Below are 18,564 nucleotides of genomic sequence, written 5' to 3' on the forward strand. Positions count from 1 at the left end.
GCGCGTCAGTTGCCGCGGCGGCGGATCTTGTTGCCAAGCCAGACCAGCGGGTCGTACTTCCGGTCCGCGACGCGCTCCTTCATCGGGATCAGCGCGTTGTCGGTGATCTTGATGTGCTCCGGGCAGACGTCCGTGCAGCACTTGGTGATGTTGCAGTAGCCGAGCCCGTGTTCGTCCTGCGCGGCCTTCTGGCGGTCCGCGACGTCCAGCGGGTGCATGTCCAGCTCGGCGATCCGCATGAGGTAGCGGGGCCCGGAGAACGCGGGCTTGTTGTCCTCGAAGTCACGGATCACGTGGCAGGTGTTCTGGCACAGGTAGCACTCGATGCACTTGCGGAACTCCTGCGAGCGCTCGACGTCCACCTGCTGCATGCGGTACTCGCCGGCCTTCAGCTCCGGCGGCGGGGTGAACGACGGGATCTGCCGCGCCTTGGCGTAGTTGAACGACACGTCGGTCACCAGGTCGCGGACGACCGGGAAAGTCCGCATCGGCGTCACGGTGATGGTCTCTTCCGGCGTGAAGGTGCTCATGCGCGTCATGCACAGCAGGCGGGGCCGGCCGTTGATCTCGGCACTGCACGAACCGCACTTGCCGGCCTTGCAGTTCCAGCGCACCGCGAGGTCCGGGGTCTGGGTGGCCTGGAGGCGGTGGATGATGTCGAGGACGACCTCGCCCTCGTTCACCTCGACCGTGTAGTCGCGCAGCTCACCGCTGTCCACGTCACCGCGCCACACGCGGAAGTTGGCCTTGTACGACATCAGTCCTTCTCCTCGTCCGAGGCCGTGTCCGCGGTCTCCGCGGTCTGTGCGACGTCCGCCGGCTTCGCGGGGCCCGGCGTCTCCGCGGTGTCCGCGGTTTCGAGAACCTCCGCGGTTTCGGCAGTCTCCGCGGTTCCGGCGGATTCCACCGTCTCCGCGGCTTCCGCCGGCCCGCCCGGCAGTTCCGCGTCCGTCAGGTACTTCTTCAGCTCGTCCAGCTCGAACAGCGCGAGCAGGTCGCCGCGCATCGGCTCGGGGGTGCGGCGTACCAGGTCCACGTGGCCGCCGTCGGCCGCGAGCGTGCAGGCCAGGACGACCTTGCGCCATTCCGCGGACATCGCCGGGTGGTCCTCGCGCGTGTGCCCGCCGCGGCTTTCCTGGCGCTCCAGCGCCGCCTTGGCGATGCACTCCGACACCAGCAGCATGTTGCGCAGATCGATGGCGAGGTGCCAGCCGGGGTTGTACTGCCGGTGGCCCTCGACACCCGCCTTCTCGGCGCGGGCCCGCAACTCCTCCAGGCGGCCCAGGGCCTCGGCCATCTCGCCCTCGCGCCGGATGATGCCGACGAGGTCGTTCATGGTCTGCTGGAGCTCCTGGTGCACCGAGTACGGGTTCTCGGCACCCTCGTTGTTGAACGGCGCCACCGCCTCGGCGGCTGCCGCGTCGATCTGGTCCTGGTCCAAGTCGCGCCGTGCGTCACCGAGTTCGGCGACGTACTCGGCCGCGTACAGGCCGGCGCGGCGGCCGAAGACCAGCAGGTCCGACAGCGAGTTGCCGCCGAGCCGGTTGCTGCCGTGCATGCCGCCGGCGACCTCGCCCGCCGCGTACAGGCCGAGTACGCCCGGCGTCGCGGCGGTGTCCGGGTCGACCTCGATGCCGCCCATGACGTAGTGGCAGGTCGGGCCGACCTCCATCGGTTCGGCGGTGATGTCGACGTCCGCCAGCTCCTTGAACTGGTGGTGCATGGACGGCAGTCGGCGGCGGATCTCGTCGGCGGGCAGGCGCGTCGAGACGTCCAGGAAGACGCCGCCGTGCGGTGTACCGCGGCCGGCCTTGACCTCGGAGTTGATGGCGCGGGCGACTTCGTCGCGCGGCAGCAGCTCGGGTGGCCGGCGGTTGTTGTCCGGGTCGTCGTACCAGCGGTCGCCCTCGGCCTCGGACTGCGCGTACTTCTCCTTGAACACGTCCGGGATGTAGTCGAACATGAACCGCTTGCCCTCGGAGTTGCGCAACACCCCGCCGTCACCGCGCACCGACTCGGTGACCAGGATGCCCTTGACGCTGGGCGGCCAGACCATGCCGGTCGGGTGGAACTGCACGAACTCCATGTTGATGAGGGACGCCCCGGCCAGCAGCGCGAGCGCCTGGCCGTCGCCGGTGTACTCCCACGAATTGGAGGTCACCTTGAAGGACTTGCCGATGCCGCCGGTGGCCAGCACGATCGCGGGCGCGTCGAAGACCACGAACCGGCCGGACTCGCGCCAGTAGCCGAACGCGCCGGTGACCCGGTTGCCCTCCTCGGAACCGGCGTCCGGCACGGTCAGCAGCCGCGTGACGGTCACCTCCTGGAAGACCTTGAGCCGGGCCTCCGGATCGCCGAACTCCGCCTCGTCCTCCTGCTGGAGCGCGACGATCTTCTGTTGGAGGGTGCGGATCAGCTCCAGGCCGGTGCGGTCGCCGACGTGCGCCAGCCGCGGGTACTCGTGGCCACCGAAGTTGCGCTGGCTGATGCGGCCGTCCTTGGTGCGGTCGAACAGCGCGCCCCACGTCTCCAGTTCCCACACGCGGTCCGGGGCCTCCTGCGCGTGCAGTTCGGCCATCCGCCAGTGGTTCAGGAACTTGCCGCCGCGCATGGTGTCGCGGAAGTGCACCTGCCAGTTGTCATTGCTGTTCACGTTGCCCATCGACGCGGCGATGCCGCCTTCGGCCATGACCGTGTGGGCCTTGCCGAACAGCGACTTGCACACCACGGCGGTACGCATTCCCCGCGAGCGCGCCTCGATGGCCGCGCGAAGCCCGGCGCCGCCCGCCCCGATGACGACGACGTCGTAGCTGTGCCGTTCAACTTCGGACATGAAGCTCGGTGCCTTTCCTGGGACTTGAGCCTGGAACGTGAGCCTGGGATCGAGCGTGCGACTAGAAGAAGCGCGGGTCGTCGAACGCGCCGGAGGCGACGAAGTACACGTACAGGTCGGCGAGCGCGACGCTGAACAGCGAGGCCCAGGCGAGCTGCATGTGCTTGGTGTTGAGCCGGCTCACCAACTGCCAGTAGCGGTAGCGGACCGGGTGCTTGGAGAAGTTCTTCAGCCGCCCGCCGATGATGTGCCGGCACGAGTGGCAGGAGAGCGTGTACGCCCAGATCAGCAGCACGTTGGCCAGCAGCACCAGCGTCCCGAGGCCCATGTGCCCCCACGCGCCGTGCTCGTCCCGGAAGGCGATGATCACGTCCCAGGTCAGGATCCCGGCGACCACCACCGCGAAGTACAGGAAGTAGCGGTGCGAGTTCTGGATGATCAGCGGGAACTTCGTCTCGCCGCTGTACTTCGAGCGCGGTTCGGGGACGGCGCACGCCGACGGCGACGCCCAGAAGCCCCGGTAGTACGCCTTGCGGTAGTAGTAGCAGGTCATCCGGAAGCCGAGCGGGAAGATCAGGATGATCAGCGCGGGGGAGAGCGACCACCAGTCGCCGAAGAGCGGCGCGTTGGCGCTCATCGGCATGCTGTCGCAGTTGGTCGACAGGCAGGGCGAGTAGAACGGCGAGACGTACGGTTCCGCGAAGTAGTCGTCGTTCGCGAACGCACGCCAGGTCGAGTAGATGATGAACGCGACCAGGATCGTGACCGTGACGGCCGAGCCCAGCCACCAGCGGTCCGTGCGGAGATGCCGTTCCTGGATCTGCGCCCTGCCGGGCGCGGCGGTGCCGGTGGCCATTCGTGGGTGCCCTTCTCGGCTGCGTGTTCCCTGGGTACGGGTGGTGCGCGTGGCGTACGGCTAAGGCCGCTGCGGCCGCATGCCGCCGATCCCTTCGTCGTCCGCGTCCGCGAACAGCGAGGGATCGTATGGCACTTCGGGCAGCGGTTCGAGCTCGGCACGCGGGCTCGGCGGCCCGGGATGCCGGTCGTCCGGGGCGTGTTCGCACAGCAGCGCGAGCGAATCGCGCAGTCGCTCGACGTCGCCGCAGACCCGGCGTATGTCGAGCGTGTTCCCCAACCGTCCGCGCACCGACCGCAGTACGCGGTCAAGTTCGTCGAGCTTGCGCTGTGCGCGGGTCAGGTCGTAGTCCACGGTCGTCGTCATGTCGCGCGCTCACCCCCTGGTCGCCGGCCCCGCGCCGTCGGGGGACCGGTTGGTCGGTGTTGCGGACGTGCTCATCGTGCGTGACGTGCGTGACGTGCATTGGCGTGCCGGACGTGCTTTTCGTGCAGGCGGGACGCATGCGCGCGCAGCCCGGACACACAGTCGGCCCGGCACGCGGTGCGAACCTCGGAAGTGTGGCGCGATCCGGGAAAGATTGGAAAGTGCTATCCCGATCTTTTTCCCGGTCACCCGCCGATTTCCCCCGCACGAGGGACGAAAGGGCACCCGGTGACCCGGAGACCGGCAATTGGTGATCATGAATGCGTGATCGTGTATTCATGATCACGAACGGTCGGTCGGGCAGAGATGATCAAGAAAAGACGGTCAGGAATGCAAGATCAGCCCCCCCCCGACCACGCCGATACGGGCGAGTCCGGGCGCGTGCTCCCGGGCGCTCCAACACCCGAGCTGCGTCCTTGGGACGGTTCTGCGCCGCATAGGCGCGCGCGATCGTGCAGCAGTGATGCGCGGCGGCAATCACCAGCGGTCCGGTGCCGAGATCCACACTCTCGGGCCGGAGCCCGACCGCATAGGACCAAAGTGCGCGGAGCGCGGGGGCCAACGCGAAGAGCAAGCGCCACGTGACGGCCATCGAGCCCAAGGCCCACCAGGCGTCGGTCATGTCCCAGTCGAGCGCTTGCGAGCCGATCAGAAACGCGGCCGACATGATCACCCAACGGGCGAAGAAGCCGAGGGCATCACGCTGCCTGTCGTGTCGACGGCTTCCGGGACCGGTGCGGCCGTCCCGGAAGCGGGTGGGGTTTTCGGAGGTCATGCGTACGCATGATCCGCACTTCGTCGAACACGCGTGCCCGTGTTGCCGAATCGCAATAGCGCCCGACGCGCCCCGCCCGACAAGATCGGCCTGACCTACTCCTCGTGCAGGGTCGCGGCCGGGCTGGACTCGATGCGGTTGCGGGTGGCGGTGATGCGGGGGCGGCCGGGGAGGATGCGCTCGGCGTCGGCGAGGGCCTGGCGGGCCGTGGTGATGTCGCCGGCGGCGGTCAGTGCGAGGGCGAGGACGCAGAGGGCGTCCGCGTGGCCCGCCGGGGTGCCCTTCTTCTCCGCGCGGACCGCCTGCTCCGCACTGCGCACGCCCTTCCGGGCGTCGCCGTGCAGGACCAGGAGGAGCGGGTGCGTCTCCTCTTCGCCGGCATACTTCAGCAGCATGCCGGACTGGTGCACGTAGTAGTCGGCCGGTGCGGCGAGGGCCTGCTCGGCGGCGGTGAGGTTGCCGGCCATCGGGACGGTGCCCATGACCAGCGCCTGCACCATGACCTCGCCGAAGAGGCTGCGCGCGGTCTCCCAGTCGGGGTGGCCGGAGTGCAGGCGGTTCAGGTACGTCTGGGCGAGCTGCGCGGCCCGCGCGTCGTCGGCCTGCGCCTCGGCGGCGAGGACCTGCGCGTACGTGCGGTACGGCTCGGCCTCCGGGCCCTCCGGCATCAGGTCGGCGATCTGCGTCACGGTCCGGACGTCCCCGACGGCGTACGCCTCCGTCAGCCGCTCGTGCATCATGCGCGCCCGGGCCGTCGTCCCGCTCTCGGCCGGAGCCGGCGGCGGGTCGTCGAGCCCGGGGGAGTCGAAACCGGCGGCGTCGGGCCCCGAGGCGTCCGCCCCCGGGCCGTCCGATCCGGGGCCACCGAAGGGGTTCCCCGGGCCGCCGCGGCGACCGCCGCCCGCGCCGCCGGAGCCCGCGGAATCGGCGCCGAAGGCGCCGCCCGGGCCCCAGGGGTCGCCGCCGCCGTCGCCCCGCCGCGCCGACCAGCGCCGCCGCATCCGCTCGCTGAAGGATTCGCTCACACCGTCGATTGTGCCCCGACCCGGGCGTCGCCCGTCGATCCGCGTGCCCCGGGGCGCGCGTCGTCGGGGGTCCGCGGGCCGGACGTGACCGGACGTGATCAGCGTTGCCCCGTACCATGGGAGGTGCCGCGGCGGACCGGCCCGGCTTGCATCCCGGCATATCCGGCGGAACCGGACGTAGACATGCTGACCGGATGCGACGTCCCGAGCCCAACGGAAGCGCATACCCGCATGCCCACGCGCAACGACATCCGCAACGTCGCCATCGTCGCCCACGTCGACCACGGCAAGACCACCCTCGTCGACGCCATGCTCAAGCAGGCCGGTGCGTTCAGCGCGCACCAGCACGTGGACGACCGGGTCATGGACTCCAACGACCTGGAGCGCGAGAAGGGCATCACGATCCTCGCGAAGAACACCGCCGTGAAGTACCACCCCAAGGACGGCGGGGACCCGATCACCATCAACATCATCGACACCCCCGGCCACGCCGACTTCGGCGGCGAGGTCGAGCGCGGCCTGTCGATGGTGGACGGTGTGGTGCTGCTGGTCGACGCGTCCGAGGGCCCGCTGCCGCAGACACGCTTCGTGCTGCGCAAGGCGCTGTCCGCGAAGATGCCCGTCATCCTGTGCATCAACAAGGTCGACCGGCCGGACTCGCGTATCTCCGAGGTCGTCGACGAGACGTACGAGCTGTTCATGGACCTCGACGCGACCGAGGACCAGATCGAGTTCCCCATCGTCTACGCGTGCGCGCGGGACGGCATGGCGTCCCTGAACCGGCCGGAGAACGGCGTCACGCCGGACAACGACAACCTCCAGCCGTTCTTCCAGACCATCCTGGACACCATTCCCGCCCCGACGTACGAGGAGGGCCACCCGCTCCAGGCGCACGTCACCAACCTCGACGCGTCGAACTTCCTGGGCCGCATCGCGCTGTGCCGCGTGCACAACGGCACGATCCGCAAGGGCCAGACGACCACGTGGTGCCGGCACGACGGCAGCATGGAGAAGGTCCGCATCACCGAGCTGCTGATGACGGACGCGCTGGAGCGCAAGCCCGCCGAGGAGGCCGGCCCCGGCGACATCATCGCGATCGCCGGTATCCCGGACATCATGATCGGCGACACCATCGCCGACGCCGAGGACCCGCGCCCGCTGCCGCTCATCACGGTGGACGAGCCCGCGATCTCGATGACGATCGGCACCAACACCTCGCCGCTGGTCGGCAAGGGCGGCAAGGGCCACAAGGTCACCGCGCGCCTGGTGAAGGACCGCCTCGACAAGGAGCTCGTCGGCAACGTGTCGATGCGCGTCCTGCCGACCGAACGCCCGGACGCCTGGGAGGTCCAGGGCCGCGGCGAACTCGCGCTGGCCATCCTGGTCGAGCAGATGCGCCGCGAGGGCTTCGAGCTGACCGTCGGCAAGCCGCAGGTGGTCACCAAGGAGATCAACGGCAAGGTGCACGAGCCCTTCGAGCGCCTGACCATCGACTCGCCCGAGGAGTACCTCGGCGCGATCACCCAGCTCCTGGCGACCCGAAAGGGCCGCATGGAGACCATGACGAACCACGGAACCGGTTGGATCCGCATGGAGTTCGTCGTCCCGGCGCGCGGCCTCATCGGCTTCCGTACGGAGTTCCTGACCGAGACCCGCGGCACCGGCATCGCGCACAGCATCCACGAGGGCTACGAGCCGTGGGTCGGCGAGCTGCGCACCCGCAACAACGGCTCGCTGGTGGCCGACCGTTCGGGTGTCGTGACGGCGTTCGCGATGACCAACCTCCAGGAGCGCGGCACGCTGTTCATCGAGCCGACCATCGAGGTGTACGAGGGCATGATCGTCGGCGAGAACAGCCGCTCCGACGACATGGACGTCAACATCACCAAGGAGAAGAAGCTCACCAACATGCGCTCGTCCACCGCGGACGAGACGGAGAAGCTGATCCCGCCGCGCAAGCTCTCGCTGGAGCAGGCCCTGGAGTTCTGCCGCGAGGACGAGTGCGTCGAGGTGACGCCGGAGACCGTGCGCATCCGCAAGGTGGTGCTCAACCAGCAGGAGCGCGCCCGCGCCGCGTCCCGGGCGAAGCGCTCCTGACCGAAAAGCGTTCTCGATCGAATTCCGGGCCCGGCCGCCGGCCGACCGTTCGGCGGTCCGCGGCCCGGCCCGGGGTCCGACAAGATCGAATTCATCGGCAAGATCGAATTCAATTGCGCGAAAAGCCCCAACCGATGGCCCACAGTCTGGACTGTGGGCCATCGGCGTTTTACCGGGCAATCGCGGCGAACTGCGCAGTCCACGCGCATAGTTGATCAGCCGGGAGCGCGCTGATCGAACACCCGGGTCCGTTCAGCGGGAGACCGTTCCGTTTGGTTGGCAGGCAATTCGTCCCGATGGATAGCCATTTCAACGGAATATCGCGAGCAGGCTTAACTGAAATGCAACAGTCCAAGCCTGGATGTAGATCATTGGGCGTCGGATAGTTGCGCTTGCGCCCGAGTCCGAATTCGCTGTCCGTTCCCCGTACGACGCTCGGGCGCCGGCATGATCATTTCCTGCCCACACCGGGAAATCGATCAAGCCGGTCCGCACCTGTGCAATCTCCCTCCCCCTTCCTGTCCGAAGAACTTCGAGGAGGCAGACCGTGCGTGGATCTACGCGCGTGAAAATCGGAGCTGCGGTGGCCGTGTTGGCCTTGGCGGCGACCGCGTGCAGCACCGATGACGACGATCCCAAGACCCCGCCCGGCAGCCCGGGGGCGTCCCAGTCGGGAGGCGGCAAGAAGGGCGGGTCGATCGCGGTCCAGCTCGGCGAGCCGCAGCACGGCCTCGTACCCACGAACACCGCGGAGAGCGAGGGTGCGGAGGTCCTCAACGCGCTCTTCGCCGGGCTCGTGGACTACGACATCGAGACCAACGTCCCGCAGAACCGGGTCGCCCAGTCGATCGAGAGCACCGACAACAAGGTCTGGACGATCAAGATCCATCCGGACTACACGTTCCACAACGGCGAGAAGGTGACCGCCAGTTCGTTCGTGGACTCGTGGAACTACGGTGCGAACCAGAAGAACGCGCAGGAGGCGCTGCCGTTCTTCGACAAGATCGAGGGATCCCAGGACCTGGCCCCCGGCGAGGGCAAGGAGCCGACCGGCGACAAGTTGAAGGGACTTGAGGTCGTCGACGACACGACCTTCAAGGTGACCCTCAAGGTGCCGTTCGCGCAGTTCCCGACGATGCTGGGCTACAACGCCTACTACCCGATGCCCAAGGCGTTCTTCGCCGACCCGAAGAAGTTCGACGAAGAGCCCATCGGCAACGGTCCGTTCATGATGGACGGCAAGTGGGAGCACAACCAGCACATCAAGGTGAAGCGGTACGACAACTTCCCCGACCGCGACGGCGACGCCATGCTCGACGCGGTGACCTTCAAGATCTACGAGAAGCTGGACACCGCGTACAACGACCTGCGCGCCAAGGCCATCCAGATCACCGACAAGCTCCCGGTCTCCGCGATGGGCACGGTTGAGAAGGACTTCCCGGGCCGCACCTCCAACAAGCCCGAGTCCGCGGTCGGCTACATCGGCTTCCCGATAGCCACCAACCCCGCCTTCGCCAAGCCCGAGCTGCGCAAGGCGATCTCGATGGCCATCAACCGCGAGGCGCTCAACAAGGCGATCTTCAGCGGTACGCGTCCCCCGGCGGACGACTTCGTCAGCCCGATCATCCCGGGCTACCGCAAGGGCGCGTGCGGTGAGGCGTGCACGTTCAACCCGACCAAGGCCAAGGAGCTCTACACCGCGGCCGGCGGGCTGCCGGGCAACAAGCTGGAGCTCGGCTACAACGCGGACGGCGGCCACAAGGACTGGATCGAGTCCGTCGTCAACATGCTCAAGCAGAACCTCGGCATCGAGGTCACGCCGCGGCCGTTCGAGAAGTTCGGGGCCATCCTGGACGCGCTGGGCGACAAGCAGTACAGCGGCGGCTTCCGCATGGCGTGGTCGATGGACTACCCGTCGATCGAGAACTACCTGCGCCCGATCTTCAGCAAGATCGCGATCGAGAACGGCTCGAACTACGGCGGTTACGTCAACGAGCAGTTCGAGGCGGCGCTCGCGGCCGCGGACGTCAAGCAGGGCCAGGAGGGCATCGCCGCCTACCAGGCCGCCGACGACATCCTGCTGAAGGAACTCCCGTACATCCCGGTGTTCTTCTACCAGGGCTCGAACGCGTGGACCGACCAGGTCACCAACGTCAAGATCGACGCGCAGAACCGCATGCGCCTCGACCTGGTGACGATGGCCTCGTAACGCAAGCCGACGTCGCATCGGCGGTACGCGGCCGGGGGTCCCGCACGGGGCCCCCGGCTCCGCCCCGCCGTACCCGGGCGCGGCCATGCCCCGCGTCCGGGCGAGGCCCCCACCGGGAGAACTCATGTACCGCTACCTCGCGCGTCGGCTGCTGCAGGCGATACCCGTCCTGATAGGCACGACGCTGCTGATCTACCTCATGGTGTACCTGCTGCCGGGGGATCCCGCGAGGGCCCTGGCCGGGGACCGCCGCTCCGACCCGGTCGTGGTCGACATGCTGCGGGAGAAGTACCACTTCAACGACCCGTTCCTCGTGCAGTACTGGCACTACATCACCGGGATCGTGCAAGGCGACTTCGGCACCACGGTCCGCGGCCGGGACGTCGGCGAGATCATGGCCGAGCGCTTCCCCTGGACGATCAACCTCGCGCTCACCGCGATCGTCATCGAGGCCGCCGTCGGCGTCGTCGCCGGCATCATGGCGGCCCTCCGGCGCGGGAAGTTCTTCGACAACCTGGTCCTCATCGCGACGCTGATGATGATCTCCATCCCGACCTTCGTGACCGGCTTCATCCTGCAACTGCTGGTCGGTGTCGAGTGGCAGGTCCTGCCGGTGTCGTTCAACGAGGCGGACGGCTTCAAGGCGTACATCCTGCCGGGCTACGTCCTCGCCTCGCTGTCGCTCGCGTACGTCACGAGACTCATGCGCACCAGCCTCGTCGAGACGATGCGCTCCGACTACGTGCGCACCGCGGTCGCCAAGGGCCTGCCGCAGCAACGCGTGGTCCTGCGGCACGGGGTGCGCAACGCGCTCATCCCCGTCATCACCTTCCTCGGCGCCGACCTCGGCGCGCTGATGGGCGGCGCGATCATCACCGAGCGGATCTTCAACATCCCGGGCGTGGGCGGGCAGTTGGCCCAGTCGGTGTATCTGCGAGAACGCCCGGTGGTGGTGGGGATGGTCACGGCGCTCGTGCTCATCTACATCGTCGCCAACCTCCTCGTCGACATGCTGTACGCCGTTCTCGACCCGAGGATCCGGTATGAGTGAGATCGCGAAGAGCGACCCGAACCAGTCCACCGAGGCGGTCTCCGCGGCCGACATCGAGATCGGCGCGATGGGGCAGCGCGTCGGCAGCCTGTGGACCGACGCGTGGTACGACCTGCGCCGCCGCAAGCTGTTCATCGGCTCCGCGGTCGTCATCTTCATCCTGCTGCTCTTCTCGGCGTTCCCCCAGCTGTTCACCGACCACAACCCGCGCGACGCGGGGGCCTGCCAGTTGATGAACTCCCTGAAGGAACCGAGCAGTTCCCACTGGTTCGGCTACGACGTGCAGGGTTGCGACGTCTACACGAAGGTCATCTGGTCGACGCGCAACTCGATCGTGGTCGGCTTCTCGACGGTCATCATGGTGACCCTCGTGGGCGGCACCCTGGGCCTGGTCGCCGGCTACTCGGGCGGCTGGATCGACGGGCTGCTGTCCCGCTTCGCCGACATCTTCTTCGCGATCCCGCTGATGCTCGGCGCCATCCTGGCCCTCGCGGTCTTCGACACCGGCGACGCCTTCACGGTGGCCCTGATCATGGCCGCGCTGGCCTGGCCGAAGATCTTCCGGCTGATGCGCGGGGCGGTGATCGCGAACAAGCACAACGACTACGTGGTGGCGGCGAGAGCCCTCGGCGGCGGCACGTTCCGCGTCACCGTGCGGCACATCCTGCCCAACGCCATCGCCCCGGTGCTGGTGTACGTCACCATCAGCCTCGGCGAGTTCATCGCTGCCGAGGCGGCGCTGTCGTACCTCGGCGTCGGCATCCAGCCCCCGGGCATCTCGTGGGGCCTCATGATCAGCGACGCGCAGGAGCGGTTCCTGCTGGCCTCGCACCCGCTGCTGTTCCCGTCCCTGTTCCTGAGCGTCACGGTCCTCAGCTTCATCCTCATGGGCGACGCGGTACGCGACGCGCTCGACCCGAAGAGCCGGTGAGGAGGACGAGGTGACGATCCACATCACGGATCCGGTGCTGATGAAATCCGATGCCCCGCTGCTCGAAGTCGACGACCTGCACGTGGAGTTCCACACCCGCGACGGGGTCGCCAAGGCGGTGAACGGCGTCTCGTTCGCGGTCCACGCGGGGGAGACGCTCGCCGTGCTGGGCGAGTCGGGCTCCGGCAAGTCGGTGACCGCCCAGGCCATCATGGGCATCCTCGACATGCCGCCCGCCCGCATCGCCCGGGGCGCCATCCGCTTCCAGGGGCGCGACCTCCTGGAGATGGGCGCCGAGGAGCGCCGCAAGATCCGCGGCCGCCAGGTCGCGATGATCTTCCAGGACGCGCTGTCCGCGCTGAACCCGGTGCTGTCCGTCGGCTACCAGCTGGCCGAAATGTTCCGGGTGCACCGCAAGATGTCGCGCAAGGAGTCCAAGGCCAAGGCCATCGAGCTGATGGACCTGGTGAAGATCCCGGCGGCCAAGGCGCGGGTGAACGACTTCCCGCACCAGTTCTCCGGCGGCATGCGGCAGCGCATCATGATCGCGATGGCGATGGCCCTGGAGCCGGACCTGATCATCGCCGACGAGCCGACCACCGCGCTCGACGTGACGGTGCAGGCCCAGGTCATGGACCTGCTCGCGGAACTCCAGCGGGAGTTCCACATGGGCCTGATCCTGATCACCCACGACCTCGGCGTGGTCGCGGACGTCGCGGACAACATCGTCGTCATGTACGCGGGCCGCATCGTCGAGCGGGCGCCCGTCCACGCCCTCTACAAGACGCCGGCCCACCCGTACACGATGGGCCTGCTGGAGTCGATCCCGCGGCTCGACCTCAAGGGCCAGGATCTGGCCGCGATCAAGGGGCTGCCGCCCAACCTGACGCGCATCCCCGCGGGCTGCGCGTTCCACCCGCGGTGCCCGTACGTGCAGGACATCTGCCGCGCCGAGACGCCTCCGCTGCAATCGGTCACCGGCGAGCAGGTGTCGCCGCACCGCGGGAGCGCGTGCCACTTCTGGAAGGAGGCGCTCGATGGAAGCATCGGTCGATAAGCAGGCCGCCGAGGCGGCTCGGCCCGCCCCGGAACCGGAGCCGACCGGCGACCCGATCCTCCAGGTGAAGGACCTGGTGAAGCACTTCCCGCTGACCCAGGGCATCGTCTTCCAGCGCCAGGTGGGGGCGGTCAAGGCGGTGGACGGCCTCTCGTTCGAGCTGCGCAGCGGCGAGACGCTGGGCCTGGTCGGTGAGTCGGGGTGCGGCAAGTCGACGGTCGCCAAGCTCCTGATGAACCTGGAGAGGCCGACTTCCGGCCAAGTCCTGTACAAGGGGCAGGACATCTCGAAGCTGTCCGGCAAGGCGCTCAAGGCGGTGCGGCGCAACATCCAGATGGTGTTCCAGGACCCGTACACCTCGCTGAACCCGCGCATGACGGTCGGCGACATCATCGGGGAGCCGTACGCCATCCACCCGGACGTCGCCCCGAAGGGGGACCGGCGGAAAAAGGTGCAGGACCTCCTGGAGGTCGTGGGCCTGAACCCGGAGCACATCAACCGGTACCCGCACCAGTTCTCCGGGGGGCAGCGGCAGCGCATCGGCATCGCCCGCGGGCTGGCGCTGAACCCGGAGATCATCGTCTGCGACGAGCCGGTCTCGGCGCTGGACGTGTCGGTGCAGGCGCAGGTGATCAACCTGATGGAGAGACTGCAGAACGAGTTCAACCTGTCGTACATCTTCATCGCGCACGACCTGTCGATCGTGCGGCACATCTCCGACCGCGTCGCGGTGATGTACCTGGGCAAGATCGTGGAGATCGGCGCCGAGACCGAGATCTACGACCACCCGACCCACCCGTACACGCAGGCACTGCTGTCGGCGGTGCCGGTGCCGGATCCGGACGGTCGCGACAGCCGGGAGCGGATCATTTTGACCGGTGACGTGCCGTCGCCGGCGAATCCGCCGTCGGGCTGCCGGTTCCGCACCCGGTGCTGGAAGGCGCAGGACATCTGCGCGAGGGAAGAGCCGCTGTTGCAGGTCAAGTCCCAGTTGAACGGACCGGCTGTGCACGCGAGTGCGTGCCACTTCGCCGAGGTGCGGGACGTGGTCCAGGCGCACTGAACCGAGCCGTTCTGCTCCGCTGACCGGACCGGCTGATCCGGTCAGATTGCACGACACGCGACCCCGCAGGGTGTCACCTCGTGATCGAGGTGGCACCCTGTTGTTTTGCGCCCGGCATGCTACGCGCGTCACTTGACGCCGCGCCAGACCCATCGGCCTTTCGGGTACCGCCACTCTCCGTAGCGTTTCCCGGAGTGGGAGGAGAGGTAGGGGCGGCGTGTGGTTGTTCGTTCATCGGACTGTATGCTCCGGGCTGCGGTACACCGTGTCCGATTGATTCCGCTAGCTCCGGGAAGGTGTTCGACCACAGGTCGAGACGTTCGGGAGGGTCGCGTGATCAAACCGCAATACTCCAAAGGGTTGGAGTAGGCGAATCGGTGACGGATAGTAGATGCGCTTGTGCTCGGAACACGGTCATGCGCTCAGCGGCGCGACTGAACGGGCAGCCGCGGCGAGGACACCCACGGGTTGCCCGTCGTACTTCACTTCCGAAGTGACCCTTGAGGAGGCAACCCATGCGCGGAACGACGCGCGTGAAGTGGATCGCCGGCGTGGGCATGCTCGCGCTCGCGGCCACGGCGTGTGGTGGCGACAGCGACAGTGGTGGCGGCGGGGGTGCGCCGTCCGGTTACTACACGGCCAGCAGCACCGAGCCGCAGAACCTTCTGCAGCCCGCGAACGCCAACGAGACCGGCGGCTTCTACCCGCTCTCGATGCTCTTCCGCGGCCTCTACACGTACGACGCCAAGACCGGCGAGACCGTGTCGGCCATGGCGGAGTCGATGGATTCCCCGGACAACGTCACCTGGACGGTCAAGCTCAAGACGGGCTGGACCTTCCACAACGGTGAGCCGGTCAACGCGAAGTCCTTCGTGGACGCCTGGAACTGGGGCGCGCTGTCCACCAGCAAGCAGCTGAACTCCACCTGGTTCCAGCCGATCGTCGGCTACGACCAGGTGCACCCCGCCGAGGGCAACCCGACGGCGCAGACGATGTCGGGTCTGAAGGTCGTCGACGACACCACCTTCACGATCCAGCTGACGCACCCGATCTCGTCGTTCAAGGCGCAGATGGGCTACACGCCGTTCATGCCGCTGCCGCAGGAGTTCTACAAGGACCCCGAGAAGTACGGCGCGGCCCCCATCGGCAACGGCCCGTTCCAGCTCGACACCGCCAACGGCGGCTGGGACCGCAAGAAGTCGATCACCGTGAAGCGGTTCGACAACTACCAGGGCGCCGACAAGGCGAAGTCCGACGGCGTGCGCCTGGTCTTCTACACGACCTACGACGCCGCGTACACCGCGCTCCGCGACAACAAGCTCGACGTCATCGACCAGATCCCGGTCTCGGCGGTCGGCAACTTCCAGAAGGACCTCGGCAACCGCGCCATCGTGCAGCCGCAGCTGTCCATCCAGAAGATCGGCTTCCCGCTGTACGACGCCGGCTGGGGCACCCCGGGCGCGGCCAAGGTCCGCCAGGGCCTGTCCATGGCCATCGACCGCGACGGCATCACCAAGGCCCTGTACAAGGGCATGGAGCAGCCTGCCGTCGACTGGCTCGCCCCCGGCGTGCCCGGTCAGATGGACATCTGCGGCGAGACCTGCAAGTACGACCCGGCGAAGGCCAAGCAGCTCATCGCCGAGGGCGGCGGCATCCCCGGCGGCAAGCTGACCATCGCGACGAACGCGGACGGCCCCCACAAGGAGTGGGTGACCGCGGTCTGCAACAGCATCAACCAGGCGCTGGGCTCCACCGCCTGCGAGCCGAAGCTGTACGCGGAGTTCTCCGTCGCGCGTGAGGAGATCACCAACAAGAAGATGACCGGGGCGTACCGGACCGGCTGGAAGGCCGACTACCCGTTCCCGGACAACTTCCTGAACGACATCTACCGCACGGGCGCCGCGTCCAACGACTCGGGCTACTCGAACGCCAACTTCGACAACCTGGCGAAGCAGGCGCAGGGGGCCACGGACGAGGCCCAGGCGCTGAAGCTCTGGCAGGACGCCGAGAAGCAGATGGTGCAGGACCTGCCGTCGATCCCGCTCTGGTACTACGTGACCAAGGCCGGTTCCTCGACCAAGGTCTCGAACGTGTCGTTCGACGTGTTCGGCAACCCGGAGTTCACCGAGGTCACCGTCAACAAGTGACCCGTACCTGAGGGTTCGGCCCCGTCCGCTCCGGCGGCGGGGCCGCCCGCAAGGGCTTCGCAAGACCGCCTCAGCCGGCGCCGTGATCCACGGCGTCGGCTGAGACGCGGCAGGTGACGTGCCGAATTCGACAGCAGGAGGCTGGCATGGGGCGTTACGTCGTCCGACGGCTGCTCCAGATGATCCCGGTGTTCATCGGGACCACGTTCTTGATCTACTTCATGGTCTACCAGCTCGGTGGGGACCCGATCGCCGCGATGTTCGGCGACAAGGCCGCCGACCCGGTGTTCGTGAGACAGATGCGCGAGGAGTACCACCTCAACGATCCGCTGATCGTTCAGTACTGGTACTACCTCACGGGCCTCCTGCAAGGGGACTTCGGCACCAGCTTCAGCGGCATCCCGGTCGCCGACGAGCTGCGGCGCGCCTTCCCGATCTCGATCCGGCTGGCGCTCATCGCGTTCGCCATCGAGCTCGTGGTCGGCATCGGGGCCGGCCTGCTGGCCGGTCTGCGGCGCGGCAGGTTCGCCGACTCCGTCGTCCTGGTGACGACGCTGATCGTCATCTCCATCCCGGTCTTCGTGCTCGGCTACGTGCTGCAGTACTGGCTGGGCCTGCAGTGGAACGTCTTCCCGGCCACCGCGACCCCGGGCGACCCCACGTGGGAGGACCTGATCCTGCCCGGCATCGTGCTCGGCAGCCTCTCGCTCGCGTTCGTCGCCCGCCTGACCCGGACGAGCATCGCGGAGAACATGCGGGCGGACTTCGTCCGCACCGCGACGGCGAAGGGTCTTCCGCGCCGCCGCGTGGTGACCGTGCACCTGCTGCGCAACTCCCTGATCCCGGTGGTGACCTTCCTCGGGGCCGACCTCGGCGCACTCATGGCCGGGGCGATCGTCACCGAGGGCATCTTCAACGTCGACGGGGTCGGACGACTGATCTACCTGGCCGTCACCAAGCACGAGAGCGCCACAGTCGTCGGCGCGGTCGCCGCACTGGTGATCGTGTACCTGGTGATGAACCTGATCGTCGACCTCCTGTACGCCGTCCTGGACCCGAGGATCCGGTATGTCTGAGCACGACAAGCAGCGCGAACAGCTGCCCACCAGCAGCCAGGAGCAGCCGCACTTCGGTTCCCAGGAGTCGCCGACGATCTTCCTCGCGGACGCGGACGGCACCAGCCTGGAGAAGAACGGCCCGTACTCCGGCCCCGAGGCCCCCGGCCAACTCGACAAGCCGCGCGGCGCGTGGGCCGAGGCGTGGCGCGAACTGCGCCGCAGCCCGCGGTTCTACATCTCGGCGTTCCTGCTCCTGCTCCTGATCGTCATGGCGATCTTCCCGGGCTGGTTCACCGACCAGGACCCGCGGTTCTGCCCGATCGCGCGTACCGACCTCAAGCCCTCGGGCGACCACTGGTTCGGTACCAACACGCAGGGCTGCGACATCTACTCGCGCACGATCTACGGGGCGCGCGCGTCGATCATCGTCGGTGTCGTCACCACCGCCCTCATCGTGGTGGTCGGCGGCCTCGTCGGGGCGCTGTCCGGTTACTTCGGCGGCTGGGTCGACTCGATCCTGGCCCGCGTCACCGACATTTTCTTCGGCATCCCGCTGCTGCTCGCGGCCCTGGTGTTCATGAGCTCCTTCCAGGACCGCACGGTCTGGACGGTGGTCGCCGCGCTCGGCATCTTCGGCTGGATGCAGACCGCCCGCATCATGCGCGGGTCGGTGATCACGGTGAAATCGTCGGACTACGTCGTGGCGGCGAGAGCGCTCGGCGCCGGGACCGGGCGCATCCTGATCCGGCACGTGCTGCCGAACGCCGTCGCGCCGGTGATCGTCGTCGCGACGATCTCGCTCGGCACCTTCATCTCGGCCGAGGCGACGCTGTCCTTCCTGGGCATCGGCCTGCCGCTGACCGAGGTCTCGTGGGGCGCCGACATCAGCACCGCGACCAACGTGCTGCGCGACGCCCCGTACCAGCTGTTCTTCCCGTCGCTGTTCCTGTCCGTGACGGTGCTCAGCTTCATCCTGCTCGGCGACGCGGTCCGCGACGCCCTCGACCCGAAGCTCCGCTGACGGGGGAGGGGACAA

14 protein-coding genes and 1 pseudogene are annotated in these 18,564 nt (G+C 67.9%); 9 read left to right on the forward strand and 6 right to left on the reverse strand.

Annotated elements, in window-relative coordinates; genetic code table 11:
* Positions 1–5: 5 nt before the first annotated feature.
* From ACWD12_RS19860 to ACWD12_RS19885, 6 genes and pseudogenes are all read right to left on the reverse strand, one after another.
* Positions 6–758 (reverse strand): succinate dehydrogenase/fumarate reductase iron-sulfur subunit, encoded by a 753-nt coding sequence (locus ACWD12_RS19860; RefSeq protein WP_358353603.1) that lies wholly within the window; start codon positions 756–758, stop codon positions 6–8.
* A 179-nt stretch (positions 759–937) separates the two neighbouring features.
* Positions 938–2,833, reverse strand: a pseudogene (locus tag ACWD12_RS19865) (fumarate reductase/succinate dehydrogenase flavoprotein subunit); the annotation flags it as partial.
* Positions 2,834–2,894: 61 nt separating this feature from the next.
* Positions 2,895–3,689 (reverse strand): hypothetical protein, encoded by a 795-nt coding sequence (locus ACWD12_RS19870; RefSeq protein WP_358353605.1) that lies wholly within the window; start codon positions 3,687–3,689, stop codon positions 2,895–2,897.
* Positions 3,690–3,749: 60 nt separating this feature from the next.
* Complete coding sequence (locus tag ACWD12_RS19875; protein ID WP_358353606.1) at positions 3,750–4,055, reverse strand: hypothetical protein; 306 nt, start codon at positions 4,053–4,055, stop codon at positions 3,750–3,752.
* A gap of 370 nt (positions 4,056–4,425) precedes the next feature.
* Positions 4,426–4,890 carry a hypothetical protein gene (locus ACWD12_RS19880; RefSeq protein WP_450100605.1) on the reverse strand — a complete coding sequence of 155 codons (465 nt, stop codon included), beginning with the start codon at positions 4,888–4,890 and terminating at the stop codon, positions 4,426–4,428.
* A gap of 95 nt (positions 4,891–4,985) precedes the next feature.
* Positions 4,986–5,915, reverse strand: a complete 930-nt coding sequence (locus ACWD12_RS19885; protein WP_450100606.1) for a hypothetical protein — start codon at positions 5,913–5,915, stop codon at positions 4,986–4,988.
* Positions 5,916–6,146: 231 nt separating this feature from the next.
* On the opposite strand from ACWD12_RS19885, the gene typA reads away from it, so the two are divergent.
* The 9 genes from typA to ACWD12_RS19930 all read left to right on the forward strand — a co-directional run bounded on the left by typA (position 6,147) and on the right by ACWD12_RS19930 (position 18,549).
* Positions 6,147–8,012: a translational GTPase TypA gene (gene typA / locus ACWD12_RS19890; RefSeq protein WP_358353611.1), complete on the forward strand. Its 1,866-nt coding sequence runs from the start codon at positions 6,147–6,149 to the stop codon at positions 8,010–8,012.
* A 565-nt stretch (positions 8,013–8,577) separates the two neighbouring features.
* On the forward strand, positions 8,578–10,221 hold the full coding sequence (locus ACWD12_RS19895) for a peptide ABC transporter substrate-binding protein (RefSeq protein ID WP_450100607.1): 1,644 nt from the start codon (positions 8,578–8,580) through the stop codon (positions 10,219–10,221).
* Positions 10,222–10,345: 124 nt separating this feature from the next.
* Positions 10,346–11,272, forward strand: coding sequence for an ABC transporter permease (locus ACWD12_RS19900; RefSeq protein WP_358353615.1), 927 nt, complete (start codon positions 10,346–10,348; stop codon positions 11,270–11,272).
* Positions 11,265–12,203: an ABC transporter permease gene (locus ACWD12_RS19905; protein ID WP_358353617.1), complete on the forward strand. Its 939-nt coding sequence runs from the start codon at positions 11,265–11,267 to the stop codon at positions 12,201–12,203. The genes ACWD12_RS19900 and ACWD12_RS19905 overlap by 8 nt, the downstream gene beginning before the upstream one ends.
* Positions 12,204–12,243: 40 nt before the next feature.
* The gene (locus tag ACWD12_RS19910; RefSeq protein WP_450100701.1) at positions 12,244–13,260 is read left to right on the forward strand and encodes an ABC transporter ATP-binding protein; all 1,017 of its coding nucleotides are present in this window, start codon (positions 12,244–12,246) and stop codon (positions 13,258–13,260) included.
* Entirely contained in the window at positions 13,241–14,323 is a 1,083-nt protein-coding gene (locus tag ACWD12_RS19915) for an ABC transporter ATP-binding protein (RefSeq protein ID WP_358360343.1), read from the forward strand. Before ACWD12_RS19910 ends, ACWD12_RS19915 begins: the two co-directional genes overlap by 20 nt.
* A gap of 515 nt (positions 14,324–14,838) precedes the next feature.
* Positions 14,839–16,470, forward strand: a complete 1,632-nt coding sequence (locus ACWD12_RS19920) for a peptide ABC transporter substrate-binding protein (RefSeq protein WP_450100608.1) — start codon at positions 14,839–14,841, stop codon at positions 16,468–16,470.
* Positions 16,471–16,616: 146 nt separating this feature from the next.
* Complete coding sequence (locus tag ACWD12_RS19925; RefSeq protein ID WP_358360348.1) at positions 16,617–17,546, forward strand: ABC transporter permease; 930 nt, start codon at positions 16,617–16,619, stop codon at positions 17,544–17,546.
* Positions 17,539–18,549 (forward strand): ABC transporter permease, encoded by a 1,011-nt coding sequence (locus tag ACWD12_RS19930; RefSeq protein WP_358360350.1) that lies wholly within the window; start codon positions 17,539–17,541, stop codon positions 18,547–18,549. The genes ACWD12_RS19925 and ACWD12_RS19930 overlap by 8 nt, the downstream gene beginning before the upstream one ends.
* Positions 18,550–18,564 lie beyond the last annotated feature (15 nt).

Source organism: Streptodolium elevatio (assembly GCF_053592165.1).